The organism is Thioclava sp. NS-SX20 (assembly GCF_057380695.1).
Window position 1 is genome coordinate 1,809,825 of the sequence record NZ_CM170816.1, and the last position, 20,295, is coordinate 1,830,119.

Here is a 20,295-nt window from a genome sequence, read left to right on the forward strand (position 1 = left end):
CAAACTGCCGATATTAGGGCTCCAGCAGCGGCTCGTAGCGCGCATCGGTCAGGGTCTTGAGAAACGCCACCAGCGCGTCGATACGCTGGTCATCCAGCGCAGGCCCGATTTCCAGCTCTTTAAGGGACAGCGTCCCCGCCACTTCCGGCGGCGCAAAGGGCTTGCCGGTTTCGGGGTTGATATGCCGCTCGGGGCGCTTGGTGTTATAGGTGTTGTAGAACAGGATCACCGTGCGCAGGTCGGAGAACACCCCGTTATGCATATAGGGGCCGGTGACCGCCACATTGCGCAGGGTCGGCACCTTGAACTTGCCCGCCTGTGCGGGGTCGGTGATGGCGGGGTTGGCCAGAAGCCCCTGATCGTGGAAATCGCTGGCCACACCATTCAGCCCGCGCGCGGCAATATTCACCGGCACACCGATATTATGGTATTGGTAATTCGAGAAGGTCTCCCCCGCCTCGCCCGGTGTCGCGCGCAGCTGATGGCACTGGTTGCAATTTGTAAACTGCTGCGAAAAGAACAGGATGCGCCCCAGTTCCTCTTCATCCGTCAAGTCGATCTCGCCGCGCAGAAAACGGTCATAGCGGCTGTCGAAAGGGGCGAATTCGTCCGTGGCCTCGAAGGCGGCAATCGCCTTGGTGGCGGCGGCCAAAGTGGCTTCGGGGTCGGCTTCGGGGTCGGCAATGCCCGCCAGATCGCGGGCCAGCCGCGCCTGATCGGGGTTCTCAGCCAGTCGCCGGGCAAACAGCCCCGCCGATGCCAGCCCCATCTCGATCGGGTTGAACAGCGGGCCACGCGCCTGCTCGGTCAGATCCTTGGCACGCCCGTCATGGAACTGCCCGCCACGATAGATCCCCGAGCCATCCTGACCGAAGGCGGGGGAAAAGCGCGCATAGCCCAAAGTCGGCGCGTTCCTGTCGCCCAGGCTTGTCATGTCATCGCCCAAAGACACCGCCCGCCCCGCCTGTGATTCACGTGGATCAGTGAAGGCCAGCGCCGGATCATGGCAGGTAGCGCAGGATTGCGTGCCATTCTGCGACAGCTCGGTGTCGTGAAACAGCATCTCGCCCCACGCGGCCCAAGGCGCGGGTGCCGCCTCTTGCGCGGCAAGTGGCGCGGCAAGCGGTGCCGCACAGGCAACGCCAAGGACAAACGCGGACAGACGGAACAGAACGGGCATCGGCATCACGGGATGTTATAAACCTACAGACCAAGCCCATGCCGCATTTTCCTGATTTTTTCAATCAAGATCTTGCATATTGCCTGCGATCCCACCCTGTGCCAGATGCCACAAAGCAATGACGGGCTGTTTCTGATGCGCTATATTCTGCAAGGTTTTCTTATTCTCGGGCTGACATTCCTGACCCAGATCGGCGGGGTGGCGTGGCTGCTTTCTTTGTCCATGCCACGGCGCACTCTGCGTCTGGCGCTCTTTGCGCTGAGCTATCTGGTGTTATGGGCGGCCGGCCTGTGGCTTGCACCGCTGGGCGGTCGGGTGGCCCTCCCCTGCCACGGCACTGGCCACGCCACTGGCCCGCTGGAAATGCGTAGCTGGCTGACCTGTGCACTCAACCGCAATTATGTGACGCCCGATCTGAAAGCCGCGCTGGAACGCACGGCCCAGACCATGCAGGACCGCCATCCGGGAACGATCACGCAGGTGCTGGACGCCAATTTCCCCTTTATCGACGGTTTTCCGCTGCTGCCGCACCTGTCGCATAAGGACGGGCGCAAGGCGGATCTGGCGCTGTATTATATGCGCGACGGCCAGTATCTGGCGGGCAAAACCCGCTCGCCCATCGGCTATTTCGCCTTCCAGCAGGGGCCCTCGGACTGCCCGCGCACATGGCCGACGCTGCGCTGGGATATGGGCTGGCTACAGGGGCTCTTTCCCGACTATCAGCTGGACCCCCAGCGGACCCGCGATCTGCTGGCGGTTCTTCAGGCCGACCCTGCCATCGGCAAGGTCTTTCTGGAGCCGCATCTGGTGGCAGAGATCGGCGCAAACGAGCCCAAGATCCGCTTTCAGGGCTGTCGGGCGGCGCGCCATGACGACCATCTGCATCTGCAGCTGGCGCCTCGAGACGGATGACCGCATGAAAAACCCCCGCTTGCAAGAAGCGGGGGCCTGAACCTTAGCGGTGGGGGGCGTAGATCTCGATGATCTTGGCCACGGCGGCATCTGCCGACATTTCCTCGCTTTCGCCGCTACGGCGCGAGGTCAGCTCGACCTTATTGGCCGCCAGACCGCGCGGCCCCACGGTAATCCGCCACGGCAGACCGATCAGGTCCATCGTGGCGAATTTCGCGCCCGCCCGTTCATTGCGGTCATCGTAAAGCGGGTCCAGACCCGCCTTCACCAGCGCGGCATAAAGCGCGTCGCAGGCGCTGTCACAGGCCGCGTCACCCTGCTTGAGGTTGACGATCCCCACGTGGAAGGGGGTCACGCCCTCGGGCCAGATGATGCCCTTGTCGTCGTGGTTCGCCTCGATCAGCGCGCCGACCAGACGCGAGACACCGATCCCGTGCGAGCCCATCTCGACCGGCACTTTCGACCCGTCGGGCGTCTGGACAACAGCGCCCATCGATTCCGAATATTTGGTGCCGAAATAGAAGATCTGGCCGACCTCGATCCCGCGGGCCGATTTACGGCGCTCTTCGGGGACCTCGTTGAAGATCGCCTCGTCATGGGTCTCGTCGGTGCGGGCGTAAAGCGTGGTGAACTCCTTGCAGATCGCTTCCACCTCTTCGCGGTTGTCGTAATCGACCTCGCGGTCGCCCAAGGTGAGGTCGGTGACATTGCTGTCATAGAACACCTCCGACTCGCCCGTGGGGGCCAGCACGAGGAACTCATGGGTATTGTCGCCACCAATCGGGCCGGAATCGGCGCGCATCGGAATGGCGGTCAGGCCCATACGCTCATAGGTGCGCAGGTAGGAGACCATATGGCGGTTATAGGCATGCAGCGCGTCTTCGCGGGTCAGATCGAAGCTATAGCCGTCTTTCATGAAGAATTCGCGGCCACGCATCACACCGAAACGCGGGCGGACCTCGTCGCGGAATTTCCACTGGATCTGATACAGCGTCATCGGCAGCGATTTGTAGCTTTCGACATGGGCGCGGAAGATGTCGGTGATCATCTCCTCATTGGTCGGCCCGTAAAGCATGTCGCGGCCATGACGGTCCTTGATGCGCAGCATCTCGGGGCCATAGGCGTCATAACGGCCCGATTCCTGCCAGAGTTCCGCCGATTGCATCGTCGGCATCAGCACCGGAATATGGCCCGCGCGGATCTGTTCCTCATGCACGATCTGTTCGATACGGCGCAGAACCTTATAGCCCAGCGGCAGCCACGAATAGATACCGGCCTGCTGTTGCTTGATCATGCCGGCACGCAGCATCAGCCGGTGCGAGGCAATCTGCGCCTCGGACGGGTTTTCCTTCAGAACGGGAAGAAAGTAACGGGAAAGACGCATGAGGGACGGCCCCTGTCGGTTAGGTGAAACTGGCCTTCGGGCTAGCCCATTCGGCGCGGTCAGGCAAGAGCAACCACGCGCATCACAGATCTTGCGCCTGCTCCGCAGTGTCTGGCACGGTCTGGAACAGCGCACAGGCAAGCTGCACACCGTTCTGGCGCAGGCTGACCGCACGCGGCTGCCGCGAAAGGAAGGCGCTGCGCACATCGGTATCGGGCAGAAGATATTCGGCCTTCTGACGACCGGCGGCAGGCAGCAGCAATTTCGGTGCCTGCCCCTGCGCCTGCATTTGGCGGTCGGCCTGTGCCTTGGGGTCGGGCGGAAGATCCGACTGCGGGATCAGCAGCGTGCCCGCCGCCCCCCGCGGACAGGCGCTGGCCGAGGCCAGCTCGACCCCTGCCCCGAGCCTGTCGCCTGCCGCCAGTTCGACCGTGGCCAGCGCCAGACGCACAGACCCCTCCTCGGGGGCCAGATCGGCGACCGTCACAGAGGCCAATGCCTGCCCCTGTGCATCGACCAGATCGGCGCGGGCCGTCTCTGCGGCGGCTGGAAGTGCAAGCCCCAGCGAAACCATCGCCATCACAAAGAAGGTCTTCATTTTACGCTCCTGTTTGTGGCGCGTCATGAGTGACGCCCGCCGCCCTTGGATGCAAGCCCCGCCCGCCTATCTTATGTTCACGTCTTCTCAAGCGCCCTGACATGCGCAACCGCGAGGGCGTCGGGGACACTGTCCGGTGCGGGCGGTTGCCTTTGCCCGATTTTTCGTCATTCTGCGCAAGACCCATATCAGGAGCAATCATGTCTTTTACCATGCGCAACCAAGCGCTCATCTGGTCCATCGTCATCGTCGTTTTCGTGCTGGCGCTCTGGCTGATGGGAGATGTGATCCTGCCCTTTATCGTGGGCGGTGCCATCGCGTATTTCCTTGATCCCGTGGCCGACCGGCTGGAAAAATTCATGTCGCGCGCCTTGGCCACCACCGTGATTGCCGTCACCGCCACGCTGATCTTCGTGATTGCGGCGCTGGCCATCGTGCCGCTTCTGGTCGACCAGCTGACGCAACTTGTGCAAACGGCGCCGCAGATTTTCAACCAGTTGAAAGACTTCCTGACGACCCAATTCCCCGAACTGGCACAAAGCGGCTCGCCGGTAAACGAGGCGCTGGTCTCGATCGGGCAGACCATTCAGGAGCGCGGCGGCGAGCTGGCCAGCACCCTGCTCAGCTCGGCTATGGGCGTGGTCAATTTCATCGTCTTCATCGTCGTGGTGCCGGTGGTGGCCTTCTATATGCTGCTCGACTGGGACCCGATCGTGGCCAAGGTCGACCGGATGCTGCCGCGCGAACATGCCGCCACCATCCGCAGCCTCGCGCGCGATATCGACCGCGTCCTGTCGGGCTTCGTGCGCGGGCAGGTGACCGTCTGCCTGATCCTCGGGACGTTCTACGCCGTCGGGCTGATGCTTGCGGGGCTGAACTTCGGCCTGATCGCGGGGGCGATTGCGGGGTCGTTGACCTTTATCCCCTATGTCGGTGCGATTATCGGCGGCAGCCTTGCCATCGGGCTTGCGCTGTTCCAGTTCTGGGGCGAATGGGGCCATATCGCGATTGTGGCGGCCATATTCGCGCTGGGGCAGTTTCTGGAAGGCAATATCATCACGCCGAAGCTTGTCGGCAATTCCATCGGGCTGCATCCTTTGTGGCTGATCTTCGCCCTGTCGGCCTTCGGGACGCTGTTCGGTTTTGTGGGGATGCTGGTTGCGGTGCCTGTCGCGGCGATGCTGGGTGTGCTTGCACGTTTTGGCATCCAGCAGTACATGCAAGGACCGCTTTACAAAGGGGTCGGCGCCAAGGATCTTCCGCCGGAAGATTTCACCAAGTGAAAAGGCACGACCCGGCCAGACCGGGGGAGGCAGGATGACAGGCAAACAGCTGATATTCGACCTGCCGCTGCGCCAGTCGCAGGGGCGCGAGGATTACTATGTCGCACAGGCCAATGCGCTGGCGCTGGCGATGCTCGACACGCCCGAAAGCTGGACCTCGGGGCGCATGATCCTGACCGGCGATGCCGGCGCGGGCAAAACCCATCTGGCGCAGATCTGGGCCGATGCGAACCGCGCGCCGCTGATCCCCGCCGCCGAATTGCAGAACTATGATGCGCCCTGGCTGGCAACAGCGGGCGCAATCGTCGTGGATGACGCCAATCACATCGCGGGCACCCGCGAACGCGAATCACTGCTGTTCCACCTGTGCAATCTGTGTCAGGCGGAGGGGGTGAAGCTTTTGCTGACCGCCCGCACCGCGCCGCGTGACTGGGGGCTTGTGGTGCCGGACCTGCGCTCGCGTATGGAGGCCACGACCAGCGCCAAGATCATGCCACCCGATGATGCGCTGCTGGCTGCCGTTCTGGTGAAAATGTTTGCAGACCGCCAGATTCATGTGCCGGTGACGCTGATCCCGTGGCTTGTCAGCCGGATGGACAGGTCTCTGGCGACGGCGCGGGCACTGGTGGCCGCTCTTGACGCAAGGTCACTGTCGGAAAAACGCGCGATTACCCGCTCTTTGGCCTCGGACGTTCTGGACAGTCTTGGTCTTCACGAGGAAGATTGATCAAACTGTCATCTTTCCGATACATTTCAGGGCAATAACCGCGGTCATGACACAGGCTGATTTTCTCAAAACCCCGTTTCCCGTGCCCGTCGAACTTCCCGAGGAAGTCATCTCCGGTCCCGGACGTTTCTTCAACCGCGAGCTGTCATGGCTCGCGTTCAACTGGCGGGTCTTGGAAGAGGCCACCAATCCGCGCGTTCCGCTGCTGGAACGGCTGCGCTTCGTCTCGATCTCGGCCACCAATCTTGATGAGTTCTACACCGTGCGCGTGGCCGGTCTGCGCGAACTGGTCCGCGAGGGCAATAATATCCCCTCGCATGACGGGCTCACCCCGCGCGAACAGCTGCAACTGATCAATGAAGACGCCCGCCAGCTGATGGATATGCAGCAATCGAGCTGGAACACCATCCGGCGTGAACTGGACGAGGCGGGCATCCATGTGGTGACCCGCGCGACGCTGACCGAAGACGATCTGGTTTTCCTGCGCGATCACTTCCTGCAAAAGGTGTTTCCGGTGCTCTCGCCTCTGGCGATTGATCCGGCCCACCCCTTCCCGTTCATCCCCAATCTGGGCTTCTGTCTGGCACTGGAGCTGGAACGCCCCGGCGACAAGCGCCGCATGCAGGCGCTTCTGCCGATTCCGCAGCAGATCGACCGGTTTGTCCGCCTGCCCGGAGAGGCGCGCTTCCTGCCGCTGGAAGACGTGCTGCTCTTGCACCTGAACTCGCTCTTCCCCGGCTTCCGCGAGCGCGGCCATTGTGCCTTCCGCGTGCTCCGCGACAGCGATCTCGAGATCGAGGACGAGGCCGAGGATCTGGTGCGCGAATTTGAAACCGCCCTGAAGCGGCGGCGGCGCGGTCAGGTGATCCGGCTGAAAATCACGGCAGGTGCGCCCGAAAGCCTGCATCAGGTGATCCGCGAGGAATTGCATGTCACGCAAGACGAGGTAGTGGAAGTGCGCGGCCTTCTGGGCGTGGCCGATCTCAAGGAGCTGATCCTTGACGACCGCCCCGACCTGCTCTGGCCCTCCTTCACCCCCCGCGTTCCCGAACGGGTGCAGGACCATGAAGGCAATATGTTCGCGGCGATCCGCCAGAAAGACATGTTGCTGCATCACCCCTACGAGACCTTCGATATGGTGGTGCGGTTTCTGGCACAGGCGGCCAATGACCCCAATGTGGTGGCCATCAAGCAGACCCTCTACCGGACCTCGAAGGATTCCCCCATTGTCGCCGCGCTCTGCGAGGCCGCCGAGAACGGCAAGATGGTCACGGCACTGGTCGAGCTGAAAGCCCGTTTCGACGAGGCCGCCAATATCCGCCAGTCGCGGATGCTGGAACGCGCGGGCGCGCATGTGGTCTATGGTTTCACCAATTACAAAACCCACGCCAAGATCAGCACCGTGGTGCGTCGCGAGGGAGACAGCCTTGTAACCTATACCCATTACGGCACCGGCAACTACCACCCGATCACGGCCAAAATCTATACCGATCTCAGCTTCTTCACCTGTGACGATGCGCTCGGGCGCGATGCGACCAAGGTTTTCAACTATCTTTCGGGCTATGTGCAGCCGGAAAATCTCGAGAACCTTGCAATCTCGCCCCATACGCTGAAGCCGCGCCTGCTGGAGCTGATCGCCCGTGAGGCCGAACATGCCAAAGCCGGCAAACCCGCCGAAATCTGGGCGAAGATGAATTCGATCATCGACCCCGAGGTGATCGACGCGCTCTATGCCGCCTCGAATGCAGGCGTGAAGATAAGCCTTGTGATCCGCGGCATCTGCGGCATCCGCCCCGGCATCAAGGGCCTGTCGGAGAATATCCGCGTGAAATCCATCGTCGGGCGCTATCTGGAGCATTCGCGGATCGTCTGCTTTGGCAATGGCCACGGGCTGCCCTCGAAAAAGGCGCGGGTCTTTTTCAGCTCGGCCGACTGGATGGGGCGCAACCTCAACCGGCGCGTGGAAACGCTGGTGGAGACCACAAACCCCACCGTCAAGGCGCAGATCACCGAACAGATCATGGCGGCGAATATGGCCGATGAGGCTCAAAGCTGGATTTTGCAGCCCGATGGCAAATTCATCCGCTATCTGCCCGAGGACAATCAGACGCTGTTCAGCTGTCACCGCTTCTTCATGGAAAACCCGTCGCTTTCGGGACGGGGTTCCGCAGGGGCAAGCGACGTGCCAAAGCTTGCTCATAGCTTCGACTGAGCCTAGAATTTGGGCGATGTTTGTTTAGCCCGGAAGGCACAGATGGCAGATATGGTGGCCGTCGGTAGCAGCACTGACAATGACGAGTGGGATCCCTTCGGAAAACCGCTCTTTGACGACCCCTCGATTCGCGCGCTCAGCCGTGTTGGGGTCGTCGATATAGGCTCGAACTCTATCCGCATGGTCGTCTTTGACGGCGCGGCGCGTTCGCCTGCCTATTTTTTCAATGAGAAGGTCATGGCGGGGCTCGGACAGGGGTTGGCCGAAACGGGCCGATTGAACCCCGAAGGGCGCGTCCGCGCCCTGACCGCGATGCGCCGCTTTGCCGCGCTGGCCAAGGGGATGAAGGTCAATTCACTGACCTGTGTGGCCACCGCCGCCATGCGCGATGCCGAAGACGGGCCGGACTTCCACAAGCTGATCGAGCAGGAAACCGGCCTGACCATCCATGTGGTGGACGGTCCCGAAGAGGCGCGACTGTCGGCACAGGGCGTGCTGCTGGGCTGGCCCGATGCCAACGGTCTCATCTGCGACATCGGCGGCAATTCGATGGAACTGGCAGAGGTGCGAGATGGCAAGGTCTGGCGGCGGGTTTCCTCGCAGCTCGGGCCGTTCCGTTTGCAGCTTGTGGGCGACCGTGCGGCGCAGATTGCCCATGTCAAAGAGACCATGCAGCGGCTGGCCGCCGAGGTGGGCACCGATTACGAGCGGATCTATCTGGTTGGCGGATCGTGGCGCGCCATTGCCCGCATCGATATGGAGCGCGAGGCCTATCCGCTTCTGGTGCTGCATGAATACCGGATGACACCGGAGGCGGTGGGCAAAACCCTCGAGATGATCGAAAGCACCAATCTCTCGGATTTGCGCACCCGCACCGGCATCGGTTCGGCACGGATGGATCTGGTGCCCTATGCGGCCATCGTGCTGCGCGAACTGGTCGCGCTGTTCCAGCCCGCCGAAATCGACGTGTCCTCTTACGGGATCCGCGAGGGGCTGCTTTACGAACAGATGCCCGACCGTCTGCGCCGCCGCGATCCGCTGATCGAGGCGTGCCGTCATGCCGAACGCCGTGCCGCCCGCCTGCCCGGCTTTGGCAAGAAGATGCACAGCTTCATCCAGCCGATCTGGGGCGAGGTGCCGCCCGAAACCTACCGTCTGATCCGTGCGGCCTGCCTGCTGCATGACACGACATGGCGCACCCATCCCGATTACCGCGCCGATGCCTGTTTCGAAAACGTCACCCGCGCCAATATGGCGGCCTTGTCCCATCCGGAGCGGATTCTGGTCGGGCTGGCGCTTTTGCATCGCTACAAGAACAACCGCTCGAACTCGGCGCATCAGGCCCTTTTCAAACTGCTCTCGAAAGACCAGATCCGCGAGGCCGAAATCTTGGGCAAGGCCATGCGCTTTGCGGCCATGTTCTCGATTGACGACCCGACCGAGGCGGGCGTGCTGACCCATCACCGCGAGGACAAGCGGCTGGAACTCAGCCTGACCCGCAAGGGCGCGGACCTGTTTGGCGAAGTCACCGAATCGCGCTTCACCTCGCTATGCAATTCGCTTGGCGTGAAGCCGGTCATCCGCCAGCCCGCCTAAGGGCGGCCTTGTGCTGCCCCTGCTTCGGCGGGGGCATGCAGCACCAGATCCAGCGATACCGGAAAATGGTCCGAAGCGGTCAGCAGCGCCTCCCGCAACTCGGCATTGCGATAACAGGCGGGGTCGTCGAACGGATGCCAGATCCGCCATGCAGGCCGGTTGGCGCAAAGATCCCCCGACACCATGATGTAATCGACCATCGCGCCGAAATAATGCTGATCGGCCACAGACCAGAACCGCGCCGATGCGGGTTGGGCAAGCGTCGGCCCGACCTGCAGGCGGGCATGCGGATCATGCAGCAGATACCGCCCCGGCCCGAGCTGCCCCGAAATCACTTCCAGCGCGGATTGGCCCAGCACTTCTTCATATTCGTCCAGCCCCGGACCATCGTTCAGATCTCCTAGCAAAATCAGTGACTTCCCCTGCCGTAGCAGGTCCTCCACCCGCTCGCGCAGCCAGAGCGATTGCACAAGCTGCTTGCGACGGCTGCGCAACGCCAGCCGGTGCATGTTCCGCGCGGTCTGGCCATGCGAGACCTTCGATTTGATATGCACCCCGATCAGATGGAAAGTACTGCCCGCACTCTCGATGATCGCTTCAAGCGGCGGCTTGTCGAAGACATGATCGGCCGCACTCAGCCCGTGCACGCGCGGCACCGGATGGCTTCCCGGTTCCGGATCAAGCCTCACCGCCACCCGATCAGGATCATAGAGCAAGGCGATCTCTTGCTGGGTCACACTGGCCGCCCCATGCAGACAGGCACGGGTGCGCAACCCGAAATACTCGGCAAACAGCTCCAGACTGACCCGTGTATGCCGCCCGACCCCGTCATCGGGGGCCTCGACCACAAGCATCAGATCGGCATCGACAGAGGCCATCACCCGCGCCACCGCCCGCGCCTGACCGGCGGCGGTCGTCTGCTCGTGGCGCGTGGGCCGCCCGTCAAATAACGGCTCGCCCTGCGCATCGAACAGATTGGTGAACCACTCCACATTATAGGTCGCGATCCGCAAATTGATATCGCGCTGCATGATGCCCCTAGGCCATCTCCCGCCGCGTGCGAATCTCTTCCCACGCACGGTTCAGCGCCACTGTCCGGTCTTGGGCCAGACGCACGGCCTCTTCCGGCATCCCGCGGGCAATCGCGCGATCGGGATGGGCCTCGCGTATCGCCGCCTTCCACGCCTTGCGCACCTCGTCAAGGCTCGCATCCGGCGCGACCTCCAGCACGGCCCAAGGGTCCGGATCGGGCCCTGCCACGTAGCTGGCACGGATGGCGCTATAGCAGCAGTCCTTCAAACCGAAGATCCGCGCCACCTCTTTCAGGAAGATCTCTTCATTCTCGTGGAAATCACCATCGGCCACCGCAATGGCAAACAGCCCCTCCAGCACGTCTTTCAACACCCCGTTGCCCGGACCGAACATCGCGGCAATCTTGCGCGCATAGGCATCAAAACCGGCCACATCGGTGCGCGCCATGTTGAAGACACGCGCGGCATTGGTCTCTTCGCCCGGCGGGATCGAGAAAATCCGGCGGAATGTCTCGACCTCGTTACGGGTCACCTGCCCGTCGGCCTTGGCCATCTTTGCCCCCAGCGCGATCACCGCAATGGTGAAGGCCACCGACCGTTCGGGCGGCGCGCGCAGTTGGTCGAACACATCCGAAAGCGCCTCCCCCCGCGTCAGGGAAGCAAGTGCCGCCGCGATGCGCGACCATAGAGAAAGAGGCTTGTCCATGCAGCCAGTCTAGCCCGAAACAGCCCGACTGCACACCGCGATTTTTGCACAGAGGCTCACGAATTTATGCGCGGCTGCCAGATGCGGCCCCTTCGCTCGGGGCTACCTTCTTGGCCGTCAGGGGCTTCACGCGCCCCGCCCCGTGGCCAGACAGGTTCAGGCCTGCTTGGCCAGACGGCTTTCCAGCACGTCGAAAGGCACACCGGGCTCGTCCTTGGCACAGCGGATCACCAGCGAGGTTTTCACGCTGGCCACGTTTTCCGCAGCGGTCAGATCGCTCATCAGGAAGCTCTGGAAGGTCGAGAGATCGGGGGCCACGCATTTCAGGATGAAATCGATCTCGCCATTGAGCATATGGCATTCCCGCACCAGCGGCCATGTATTGCAACGCGCCTCGAACTGCGCCAGATCGGCCTCGGATTGCGAATGCAGCCGGACCGAGGCAAAAACCTGCACCTCGAAATTCAGCTCGCGCGGGTTCACATCAGCATGGTAGCCGCGGATATATCCCGCCTCTTCCAGCGTGCGCACACGCCGCAGGCAGGGCGGTGCCGAGATCCCCACACGCTTTGCCAGCTCCACATTCGTCATACGCCCGTCGGCCTGTAACTCGGCCAAGATTTTCCGGTCGATTTCGTCAAGCTTTGAACTGGCCATGATCACACCTCCGCCTTGCGCCGAAAACTATCGAAAATATCGCAGCTGCGCAATAATATTTCACATCTTTATCTGCAAGCGCAATCGCACCCTGATTTCGCAAAGGCAGACCTGATCCGCCGCGCGGCACAATCGCATCAATCCTTCCGTCGAGCTCGGCGGGGGGTTTTCGTCGCAGGTTGCGGTGTCTATATCCGCATCAAACGCGCTGCAAGACAGGAATCTCAGGAGACCGGCATGTCCGAGACGACCAAGAAAACAAAACTGCTCATCATCGGCTCCGGCCCCGCTGGCTATACCGCAGGCGTCTATGCCTCGCGCGCCATGCTCCAGCCCGTTCTGGTGCAGGGCCTGCAACCGGGCGGCCAGCTGACCATCACCACCGAGGTCGAGAACTGGCCCGGCCATACCGAGGTGCAAGGCCCCGACCTGATGGTGCAGATGGAAGAGCATGCCCGCGCGATGGGCACCGAGATCATCGGTGATTACATCACCTCGCTCGATCTGGGCGCACGCCCCTTCACCGCGCAAGGCGACTCGGGCACCACCTATGTGGCCGATGCGGTCGTGCTGGCCACCGGCGCTCAGGCGAAATGGCTGGGCCTGCCCTCGGAAGACAAATTCCAGGGCTTCGGCGTCTCGGCCTGCGCCACCTGCGACGGGTTCTTCTATCGCGGCAAGGAGGTCGTGGTGATCGGCGGCGGCAATACGGCGGTGGAAGAGGCGCTCTTCCTGACCAATTTCGCCTCCAAGGTCACCGTGATCCACCGCCGCGACAGCTTCCGCGCCGAGAAGATCCTGCAAGAACGCCTGTTCAAGAACCCCAAGGTCGAGGTGGTCTGGAACCACACCGTTGAAGAAGTTCTTGGCACCGAGGCGCCCCTGGGCGTGACCGGCGTGCGGGTGAAATCCACCGCCGATGGCGCGGAACGCGAGATCCCCTGTGACGGCTTCTTCGTGGCCATCGGCCATGCGCCCGCTTCGGAACTGGTGAAGGACCAGCTCAAACTGCAGGAGGGCGGCTATGTCTGGGTCGAGCCGGGTTCGACCCGCACCTCGATCGAGGGCGTCTTTGCCGCAGGCGATCTGACCGATCACACCTACCGTCAGGCGGTCACCTCGGCAGGCATGGGCTGCATGGCCGCGCTGGATGCCGAACGCTGGCTGGCCGAGCAGGGTCTGGCCGAATAACCCTGTCACACACGGAACCTGACAAACCTCTGGAAAGCCGCCCCCCCTCGGGGCGGTTTTTTGCCTTCCGGTTTCCCCTGCCCTGTTCAGGCCCGCTCCGTTCTGCCGCCCCCTATGGCCTGCGGCCTCCGGCGCATTTCACCGCAATTTAAGCTTTGTTTGCCAATCTCCCGAAGAACGGGGTTTTGAAGCATAGATTGTAACCTATGGCAGATACATCTTCTTGGGGATGGTATTCCTCCAGCACATGGCCGGGCTATTCCGCAGCCTCGCAGGACAACCTCAATGCCAGCGGAAATGGCCGCTCGGTCGATCCGGCGGGCTATACCGAAATCACGCTACATGACACCAATAACGACGGAATTATCTGGGACTATGACACCGATGACGTGCATAGCCCCGATCCCGCCGAATATATCTCGGGCCCCTCGCTCAACCTCTATCCGCAGGAAATCGCGCTTTATACCAACTCGACGATGGTGGTGAACGGGGTCACCTATAGCGGACTGGAGATCGAGGTCACGCTGTTCACCGATGGCACATGGGGCGCCCGCCTGATGGACAGTTCCATTCCGGCGGGGGTGCATTACAGTAATGTCCAGTCCATCACATTGGGCACATGGGACGGGGTCGAATATGATGGCGTGACCATCGCCCATGTCGATGCTCCCTTCGTCTGCTTTGCGCAGGACACCCGCATCATGACAGTCGATGGCCCCCGCCCCGTGCAAAACCTGACCCCGCGCGACAGGCTGATCACCCCTCACGGTCCGCCCGCCCGTATTCTCTGGATCGGTTGCCGCGAGGTCGCGGCCCTCGGGCGCGCCGCGCCTATCCGCTTTGCGAAAGGCATATTGGGCAACACGCGGGCGCTGCTTGTTTCGGCCCACCATCGGGTGCTGGTCAGCCATCCCGCCTTAGAAGACCTTACGGGATACAGGCAGGGTCTGGCTGCGGCGCGTCACCTTGTCGGGCTCAGGTCCGGCATCCAGCCCGTCGCCTATCCGCGGCTGCGATACTGGCACATCCTGACCGAGCATCATCAGGTCATCATGGCCGAAGGCGCATGGGCCGAAACCCTCTATCCCGGCACCGAGGCATGGGCGATGCTCGGCCCCGCCTGCCAGAAGCTGATCCGGCAATCGCTGCCCCAGCTTTCCCGCCTACCCGCAGATTACGGCCCGCTGGCCTATCCGGCCCTCTCCGGCAGAATTTGCCGCGAACTGGGTCCGGCGCTGCTGCCACATACCCAATCGCGGGGCCTGGAAAAAGGCGTGGCCTGAGGGTCCGGCGGGCCATGCCCCCCCTTTGGGACCAGCCGCCGGACACGCCTCACACCGAAATAAAACGGGGCGCCTATGCGGCACCCCGATATCAGTCAGCCTCCCGCCTCCAGAGGCTGGATTTGTCTTCTGCCGACGGCCCTTGCGATCAATGCACCGTCACAGGCGCAAGGTCGTTCTGCCGCGCAAGGATAAAGGCCATTTCGCGGTCACGGACCAAGGCCAGCCGCTCGCCGTCAGAAGAATGCAGCGCGTAAAGCTGTTTGACATCGCCCAGCTGGGCTTTCACCTCTTCGGGCAGATCGCCCGCATCCACCGCACGGATATAGGCAATCCGGTCCGTCTGGCCTTCGGGCGCAAAGTCGAATTTCGTATGCATCGCAAGTCCTCCTGCCTGATGTTATTTTTTCGAGATCGGGATCGTCTGCACGACGGGATCGGGCACCACCCGCCGCAGATCGACATGCAAGAGCCCGTTTTCCATCGACGCGCCCGCCACATCGACCCCATCCGCCAGCACGAAGCTGCGCTGGAAGGCGCGTGCAGCGATTCCACGGTAAAGATAAACGCGGTCCGCACCGTCTTCACCCTGCCGACCACGGATCACAAGCGCGCGATCCTCCATCGTGATCGACAGATCCTCTTCGGCAAATCCCGCCACCGCCAGAGTGATCCGGTAGCAATCCGGCCCCGACTGTTCGATATTATAGGGCGGATAGGCATCCGACCCTGTTTTGGCCGTCCGTTCCACCAATCGTTCCAGCTGGTCAAAGCCCAGCAGATACGGATGCGACCCAAAGCCTAGTTTCGTCATCAGGCAAGCCCTTTTCAAAGCGACGTGCAGCGAACGGGCCCCATGCACCGGCGGCCCTTCCCTATGAATATGGTCAGCCGCAGCGCATACCGCAAGACCCTGCCAGAGAAGGATTAACGTCGATTTTCTTCCGAAATTCCAAAAAATCGTGTATTAATAAAAATGAACACCTGCCGAGTCACCCTTTAAGGCCGGCGCCATACAGCAATCTACGGAACGCCATCATGAATGCGCATGTCGAAATGGAACACGAAGAAGTCCTGCGGGTCAAACTTGCGGTGCTACGTCAGGAACATCGCGATCTTGATGAAGCCATTGCAGCCCTTCAGGCTGTGGCCCATTGCGACCAGTTGCGTCTGTCGCGCATGAAGCGGCAGAAGCTGCAACTGAAAGACGAGATCGCCCGTATCGAAGACAAACTGATCCCCGACATCCTCGCCTAAGCCCCGAATCCCCCCTTTGGTCTTGCTCAGAACGGCTGCGCGCCTATAGTGCGCTTTCAAAGTTTCAGGAGGTACCATTGGGCGTAAAAGTCGGAATCATCATGGGGAGCCAGTCCGATTGGCCGACCATGAAGGGCGCAGCACAGATCCTTGACGATCTCGGGGTCAGCTACGAGACGAAGATCGTTTCGGCACATAGAACACCCGATCGCCTGTGGACCTATGGCAAGACCGCTGTCGAGCGCGGGCTGCAAGTGATCATCGCAGGTGCAGGCGGCGCGGCCCACCTGCCCGGCATGATGGCCTCCAAGACCCGTGTGCCCGTGATCGGTGTACCGGTGCAGACAAAGGCGCTTTCGGGGGTCGATAGCCTCTATTCTATCCTCCAGATGCCCAAAGGCTACCCTGTGGCCACAATGGCGATCGGTTCTGCCGGTGCGCCCAATGCGGCCCTTCTGGCAGCGGGCATTCTGGCGCTTCAGGACGCGGCGCTGGCCGAGCGGCTGGACACATGGCGCACGACCCTGTCCGACTCGATCCCTGACGAGCCGCAGGACGTTCATCCATGACCGACATCTCGTTGCAACCCGGAGCCATGATCGGCATTCTGGGCGGCGGACAACTGGGACGCATGCTCTCGGTTGCGGCCTCGCGTCTGGGCTTCAAGACCCATATCTTCGAACCCGGCGCCAATCCGCCCGCAGCCGATGTGGCACATCAGGTGACCACAGCGTCCTATGAGGATGCCGAGGCCCTGCGCGCCTTCGCCCGCTCGGTGGACGTGATCACCTATGAGTTCGAGAATATCCCCACCTCGGCGCTGGATATCCTCGAGGCCATCCGCCCGCTGCATCCCAACCGGCGCGCCCTGGCGACCTCGCAGGACCGGATTATCGAGAAGAGCTTCTTGGGTGAGATCGGGCTGAAGACCGCACCGTGGGCCAAGGTCACCGATACGGCCAGCCTCGACGCGGCGATTGCCGAGATCGGCACGCCCGCAATCCTGAAAACCACCCGTCTGGGCTATGACGGAAAGGGTCAGGCGCGGATCATGGCGCCCGAAGATGCCCCCGAGGCGCTGGCCGCGATGGCAGGGGCCGAGGCGGTTCTGGAGGGGTTCATCGACTTCTCGATGGAGATTTCGGTGATTGCCGCGCGTGGCACCACCGGTGAGGTCGCCTGTTTCGACCCCGGTCAGAATGTTCATAAGAACGGCATTCTGCACACCACCACCGTGCCGGCGCAAATCCCTGACAGCCTGCGCATGGATGCCGTTCTGATGGCGGCAAAGATCCTGAATGCGCTGGACTATGTCGGCGTGATGGGGGTCGAGCTTTTCGTCACCAAGGGGGGGCTGATCGTCAACGAGATCGCGCCGCGTGTGCATAATTCGGGCCACTGGACGCAGGCGGGCTGTGCCGTCGACCAGTTCGAGCAACATATCCGCGCGATCGCGGGCTGGCCCTTGGGCGATGGCGCGCGCTATGCCGATGTCGAGATGCTCAACCTGATCGGCGATGATGTGCTGCGCGTGCCCGAATTTGCCAAGACCCCGCGCACGCAGATCCATCTTTACGGCAAGGCCGAGGCCAAGCCAGGCCGCAAGATGGGCCATGTAAACAGGCTGATATGAGAGTGAACGCCGCGCCCGATCAGCGCGGCGTCCGCTTCAGGAGCGGTCGAGATTGACGCCGATCAGATCGGCCAGACTTTCAAAATGCGTCAGCGGCAGCATATGCCCTGCCCCCGGCACCGTCGCCGTCCCGACATTCTGCATCCGCACCGCCAGTTCGGCACAGACCAGCGGCACCGAAGGGTGGGTCTGGTCGCCGTGAACCAGCAGGACCGGCGCGTCAATCGCCTCGATCCCGTCCGCCCGCAGGATCTGCCCGGGGTCGGCGAAATTTGCTGTGGTCGTATTGGCCAGAATGGGCATCTGCTCCATGAAACGCGCGCGTTGATGCTCTGGCAAAGCCTCCCAAGGCACACCGCTGCCCCATTGCGCCAGAAAGGCCCGTGCCGCCTCTTCGCGCTTTCCTGCAGCCAGAAGCTGCATCAGATGTTTCTGGTCCTTGGCCACCGCATCATATTCCGGCGTGCCTTCGATGGCGGCAAAAAGAATGGGCTCGATCAGCGTCAGGCTGCGGATGGCCTCGGGGGCCGCAACCGCCAGCCGCAGCGCCACGCTGGAGCCGAAGCTATGCCCGATCAGATCAAGCGGGCGGTCGATGAAACTGGCCGCAATCTGTGTCACCAGCCTCTCGAAGGCACCGGCGGCCTCTTCTACGGCCCATTCGCCCGACCGCCCGTGCCCCGGCAGGTCGAAGACCCGCGCGGTCATCCGGTCTTCCAGCAGCGCGAAGGACGGCTCCCATGCGCGGGCATTGCCCAGCATGCAGTGGATCGCCAAAGCCGGGCGTTCGCCGCCCCCGAGCAATTCCGAGGCGATCTGGACGCCCCTGCGGTCATCGATCATGCACATGTCCCCAGATAGCTGTCGAGAAACGCCAGCCGGTCCTGCCCGAAGAAGCGCTGGTCGGTGTCGGTCACGATATAGAAGGGCGAGCCGAAGACCCCTGCGGCCACCGCGTCTTCAAGGTTTTTCTCGTAGGCAATCGCCCCGTCAAACAACCCCGTCGTCACCAGATTGCCGTCAAAACCATTGGCCTCCAGCGCCGCGCGGATCAGCCCTTCCTCGGCGATGTCGCGCCCTTCGGCCCAACGGGCGCGGGCAATGGCATGGACCAGCCCCCCCAGATCGCCGCCACCGGCCTTCTGGGCCGCGATGATCGCATAAGAGGCGGGGGCGGCATTGGGCACGGGCACCGAGATATTGGGCATCGGCAGCCTCAGTTTTTGCGACCAGCGCGTGACCTCCTGATTGCGATATTGCATCCGCGACGGATGGCGGTCCGCCGGACGGGTGCCCCCCGTGCGATCAAACAGCGCCATCAGGTCCAGCGGCCGATAGGTCACTTGCGCCCCGTGACGGGTTGCAATCTCTTCAAGACGCAGCCCCGCGAAATAGGTATAAGGCGAAAAAACCGAGAAGTAGTAATCAATATGTGACATTCGCATGTCTCCCTTGCACCCTTGGATTTGCCCAGACGCTACCTCGGTGCTAAGGCAGGCGCAATGTAAGCGAATCTCTGCCGCGACCTTCCCTTGCGGCGCTGCCCGGAGCCAAAGCCCATGTCCGCCATGACTGAACCCAAACTGATCGCCGGCAATGCCAACCGCCCGTTGGCCGAAGCCATTGCCCGCCGGATGTCGATGCATCGCGGAATGTCCGTGGGCCTCGTCGATGCCCGCGTCGAGCGGTTCAACGATCAGGAAATCTTCGTCGAAGTCTACGAGAACGTTCGTGGCGAAGACATGTATGTCATCCAGCCCACCTCCAATCCGGCCAATGACAACCTGATGGAACTGCTGATCATGGCCGATGCGCTCAAACGCTCCTCGGCGGATCGTATCACCGCCGTGATCCCCTATTTCGGCTATGCCCGCCAGGACCGCCGCACCAAGGCCCGCACCCCGATCTCGGCCAAGCTGGTGGCGAACCTGCTGACCGAAGCCGGTGTGAACCGTATCCTGACGCTGGATCTGCATGCGACGCAGATTCAGGGCTTCTTCGATATTCCGGTGGATAACCTCTATGCCTCGCCGGTCTTCTCGCTCGATATCATGCACCACTTCAAAGGCGATATGGATGATGTCATGGTCATCTCCCCCGATGTCGGCGGTGTGGCCCGTGCCCGCGAGATCGCCAAGCGCATCGGTGCGCCGCTGGCCATCGTCGACAAACGCCGCGAGAAAGCGGGCGAAGTGGCCGGCATGACCGTGATCGGGGATGTGACCGGCAAGAAATGTATCATCGTCGATGACATCTGCGATACCGCAGGCACGCTGTGCAAAGCCGCCGAAGTGCTGATGGAAGCGGGCGCTGTCGAGGTTCATGCCTATATCACCCACGGTGTCCTGTCGGGCCCCGCTGTCGAGCGCGTGTCGAAATCGGTCATGAAATCGCTGGTGATCACCGACTCGATCCAAGCGACCGAAGCGGTGAAGAAATGCCCCAATATCCGCATCGTGCCGACCGCGCCGATGTTTGCCCAAGCCATCCTGAACACATGGTCGGGCACCTCGGTCTCGTCGCTGTTTGAAACCGAAACCATCAAGCCGATCTACGAAGGCATGTATAGCCAGTCGTAAGACCGCCTCCGATACGATCCGAAAGCCCGGCCAAAGTGCCGGGCTTTTTCATTGCCCGAAAGTCGC

General features: G+C 62.1%; 21 protein-coding genes. 11 read left to right on the forward strand and 10 right to left on the reverse strand.

Translation table 11 applies throughout. The features are described 5' to 3' along the window. Positions 1-13: 13 nt before the first annotated feature. Complete coding sequence (locus tag AC2ISB_RS08745; protein ID WP_406721084.1) at positions 14-1,186, reverse strand: cytochrome-c peroxidase; 1,173 nt, start codon at positions 1,184-1,186, stop codon at positions 14-16. A 129-nt stretch (positions 1,187-1,315) separates the two neighbouring features. Between AC2ISB_RS08745 and AC2ISB_RS08750 the strand changes: the two genes are divergently transcribed. Beyond that, positions 1,316-2,092, forward strand: a complete 777-nt coding sequence (locus tag AC2ISB_RS08750) for a hypothetical protein (protein ID WP_486574733.1) — start codon at positions 1,316-1,318, stop codon at positions 2,090-2,092. 43 nt (positions 2,093-2,135) lie between these two features. Here the strand turns inward: AC2ISB_RS08750 and proS are convergent, their stop codons facing one another. Together proS and AC2ISB_RS08760 are read right to left on the reverse strand one after the other, a co-directional pair. Then, entirely contained in the window at positions 2,136-3,476 is a 1,341-nt protein-coding gene (gene proS / locus AC2ISB_RS08755; RefSeq protein ID WP_339107850.1) for a proline--tRNA ligase, read from the reverse strand. 82 nt (positions 3,477-3,558) lie between these two features. After that, entirely contained in the window at positions 3,559-4,074 is a 516-nt protein-coding gene (locus AC2ISB_RS08760; RefSeq protein ID WP_339107851.1) for a hypothetical protein, read from the reverse strand. A gap of 200 nt (positions 4,075-4,274) precedes the next feature. Here AC2ISB_RS08760 and AC2ISB_RS08765 point away from each other — a divergent pair, with 200 nt between their 5' ends. From AC2ISB_RS08765 to AC2ISB_RS08780, 4 genes are read left to right on the forward strand one after another with little or no spacing between them, the layout of a single operon-like run. Next, the gene (locus AC2ISB_RS08765; RefSeq protein WP_339107852.1) at positions 4,275-5,357 is read left to right on the forward strand and encodes an AI-2E family transporter; all 1,083 of its coding nucleotides are present in this window, start codon (positions 4,275-4,277) and stop codon (positions 5,355-5,357) included. Positions 5,358-5,391: 34 nt separating this feature from the next. Continuing rightward, complete coding sequence (locus AC2ISB_RS08770) at positions 5,392-6,084, forward strand: P-loop NTPase family protein (RefSeq protein WP_339107853.1); 693 nt, start codon at positions 5,392-5,394, stop codon at positions 6,082-6,084. A 46-nt stretch (positions 6,085-6,130) separates the two neighbouring features. Beyond that, a complete protein-coding gene (locus AC2ISB_RS08775; protein WP_339107854.1) occupies positions 6,131-8,296 on the forward strand; it encodes an RNA degradosome polyphosphate kinase in 2,166 nt (721 codons plus the stop codon). A gap of 42 nt (positions 8,297-8,338) precedes the next feature. Continuing rightward, positions 8,339-9,892 carry a Ppx/GppA family phosphatase gene (locus AC2ISB_RS08780; protein WP_486574734.1) on the forward strand — a complete coding sequence of 518 codons (1,554 nt, stop codon included), beginning with the start codon at positions 8,339-8,341 and terminating at the stop codon, positions 9,890-9,892. Here the strand turns inward: AC2ISB_RS08780 and AC2ISB_RS08785 are convergent. From AC2ISB_RS08785 to AC2ISB_RS08795, 3 genes are all read right to left on the reverse strand, one after another. Next, positions 9,889-10,923 carry an endonuclease/exonuclease/phosphatase family protein gene (locus AC2ISB_RS08785; RefSeq protein WP_486574735.1) on the reverse strand — a complete coding sequence of 345 codons (1,035 nt, stop codon included), beginning with the start codon at positions 10,921-10,923 and terminating at the stop codon, positions 9,889-9,891. The two genes, AC2ISB_RS08780 and AC2ISB_RS08785, sit on opposite strands and share 4 nt — an antisense overlap. A 7-nt stretch (positions 10,924-10,930) precedes the next feature. Continuing rightward, entirely contained in the window at positions 10,931-11,629 is a 699-nt protein-coding gene (locus tag AC2ISB_RS08790) for a TerB family tellurite resistance protein (RefSeq protein WP_339107857.1), read from the reverse strand. A gap of 156 nt (positions 11,630-11,785) precedes the next feature. After that, complete coding sequence (locus tag AC2ISB_RS08795) at positions 11,786-12,286, reverse strand: Lrp/AsnC family transcriptional regulator (RefSeq protein ID WP_339107858.1); 501 nt, start codon at positions 12,284-12,286, stop codon at positions 11,786-11,788. Positions 12,287-12,523: 237 nt separating this feature from the next. Between AC2ISB_RS08795 and trxB the strand changes: the two genes are divergently transcribed. Further along, the gene (trxB, locus tag AC2ISB_RS08800) at positions 12,524-13,477 is read left to right on the forward strand and encodes a thioredoxin-disulfide reductase (protein WP_339107859.1); all 954 of its coding nucleotides are present in this window, start codon (positions 12,524-12,526) and stop codon (positions 13,475-13,477) included. A 206-nt stretch (positions 13,478-13,683) separates the two neighbouring features. Next, positions 13,684-14,760, forward strand: a complete 1,077-nt coding sequence (locus tag AC2ISB_RS08805; RefSeq protein ID WP_339107860.1) for a Hint domain-containing protein — start codon at positions 13,684-13,686, stop codon at positions 14,758-14,760. 148 nt (positions 14,761-14,908) lie between these two features. On the opposite strand, the gene AC2ISB_RS08810 is transcribed toward AC2ISB_RS08805, so the two are convergent. Then, positions 14,909-15,139 carry a DUF1150 family protein gene (locus AC2ISB_RS08810; RefSeq protein WP_339107861.1) on the reverse strand — a complete coding sequence of 77 codons (231 nt, stop codon included), beginning with the start codon at positions 15,137-15,139 and terminating at the stop codon, positions 14,909-14,911. Positions 15,140-15,160: 21 nt separating this feature from the next. After that, positions 15,161-15,574, reverse strand: coding sequence for an Hsp20 family protein (locus tag AC2ISB_RS08815; protein ID WP_339107862.1), 414 nt, complete (start codon positions 15,572-15,574; stop codon positions 15,161-15,163). A 224-nt stretch (positions 15,575-15,798) separates the two neighbouring features. Between AC2ISB_RS08815 and AC2ISB_RS08820 the strand changes: the two genes are divergently transcribed. From AC2ISB_RS08820 to AC2ISB_RS08830, 3 genes are all read left to right on the forward strand, one after another. Then, a complete protein-coding gene (locus AC2ISB_RS08820; RefSeq protein ID WP_339107863.1) occupies positions 15,799-16,017 on the forward strand; it encodes a YdcH family protein in 219 nt (72 codons plus the stop codon). 77 nt (positions 16,018-16,094) lie between these two features. Next, the gene (gene purE, locus AC2ISB_RS08825; protein WP_339107864.1) at positions 16,095-16,586 is read left to right on the forward strand and encodes a 5-(carboxyamino)imidazole ribonucleotide mutase; all 492 of its coding nucleotides are present in this window, start codon (positions 16,095-16,097) and stop codon (positions 16,584-16,586) included. Next, positions 16,583-17,650 carry a 5-(carboxyamino)imidazole ribonucleotide synthase gene (locus AC2ISB_RS08830; RefSeq protein ID WP_406721092.1) on the forward strand — a complete coding sequence of 356 codons (1,068 nt, stop codon included), beginning with the start codon at positions 16,583-16,585 and terminating at the stop codon, positions 17,648-17,650. The genes purE and AC2ISB_RS08830 overlap by 4 nt, the downstream gene beginning before the upstream one ends. A 36-nt stretch (positions 17,651-17,686) precedes the next feature. Here AC2ISB_RS08830 and AC2ISB_RS08835 read toward each other — a convergent pair whose 3' ends face one another. Continuing rightward, positions 17,687-18,493, reverse strand: coding sequence for an alpha/beta fold hydrolase (locus AC2ISB_RS08835; protein WP_406721093.1), 807 nt, complete (start codon positions 18,491-18,493; stop codon positions 17,687-17,689). Further along, a complete protein-coding gene (locus AC2ISB_RS08840; RefSeq protein ID WP_486574736.1) occupies positions 18,490-19,089 on the reverse strand; it encodes a DsbA family protein in 600 nt (199 codons plus the stop codon). Before AC2ISB_RS08840 ends, AC2ISB_RS08835 begins: the two co-directional genes overlap by 4 nt. A gap of 120 nt (positions 19,090-19,209) precedes the next feature. On the opposite strand from AC2ISB_RS08840, the gene AC2ISB_RS08845 reads away from it, so the two are divergent. After that, positions 19,210-20,229, forward strand: a complete 1,020-nt coding sequence (locus AC2ISB_RS08845) for a ribose-phosphate pyrophosphokinase (protein ID WP_339107868.1) — start codon at positions 19,210-19,212, stop codon at positions 20,227-20,229. The last annotated feature ends 66 nt before the right edge of the window (positions 20,230-20,295 follow it).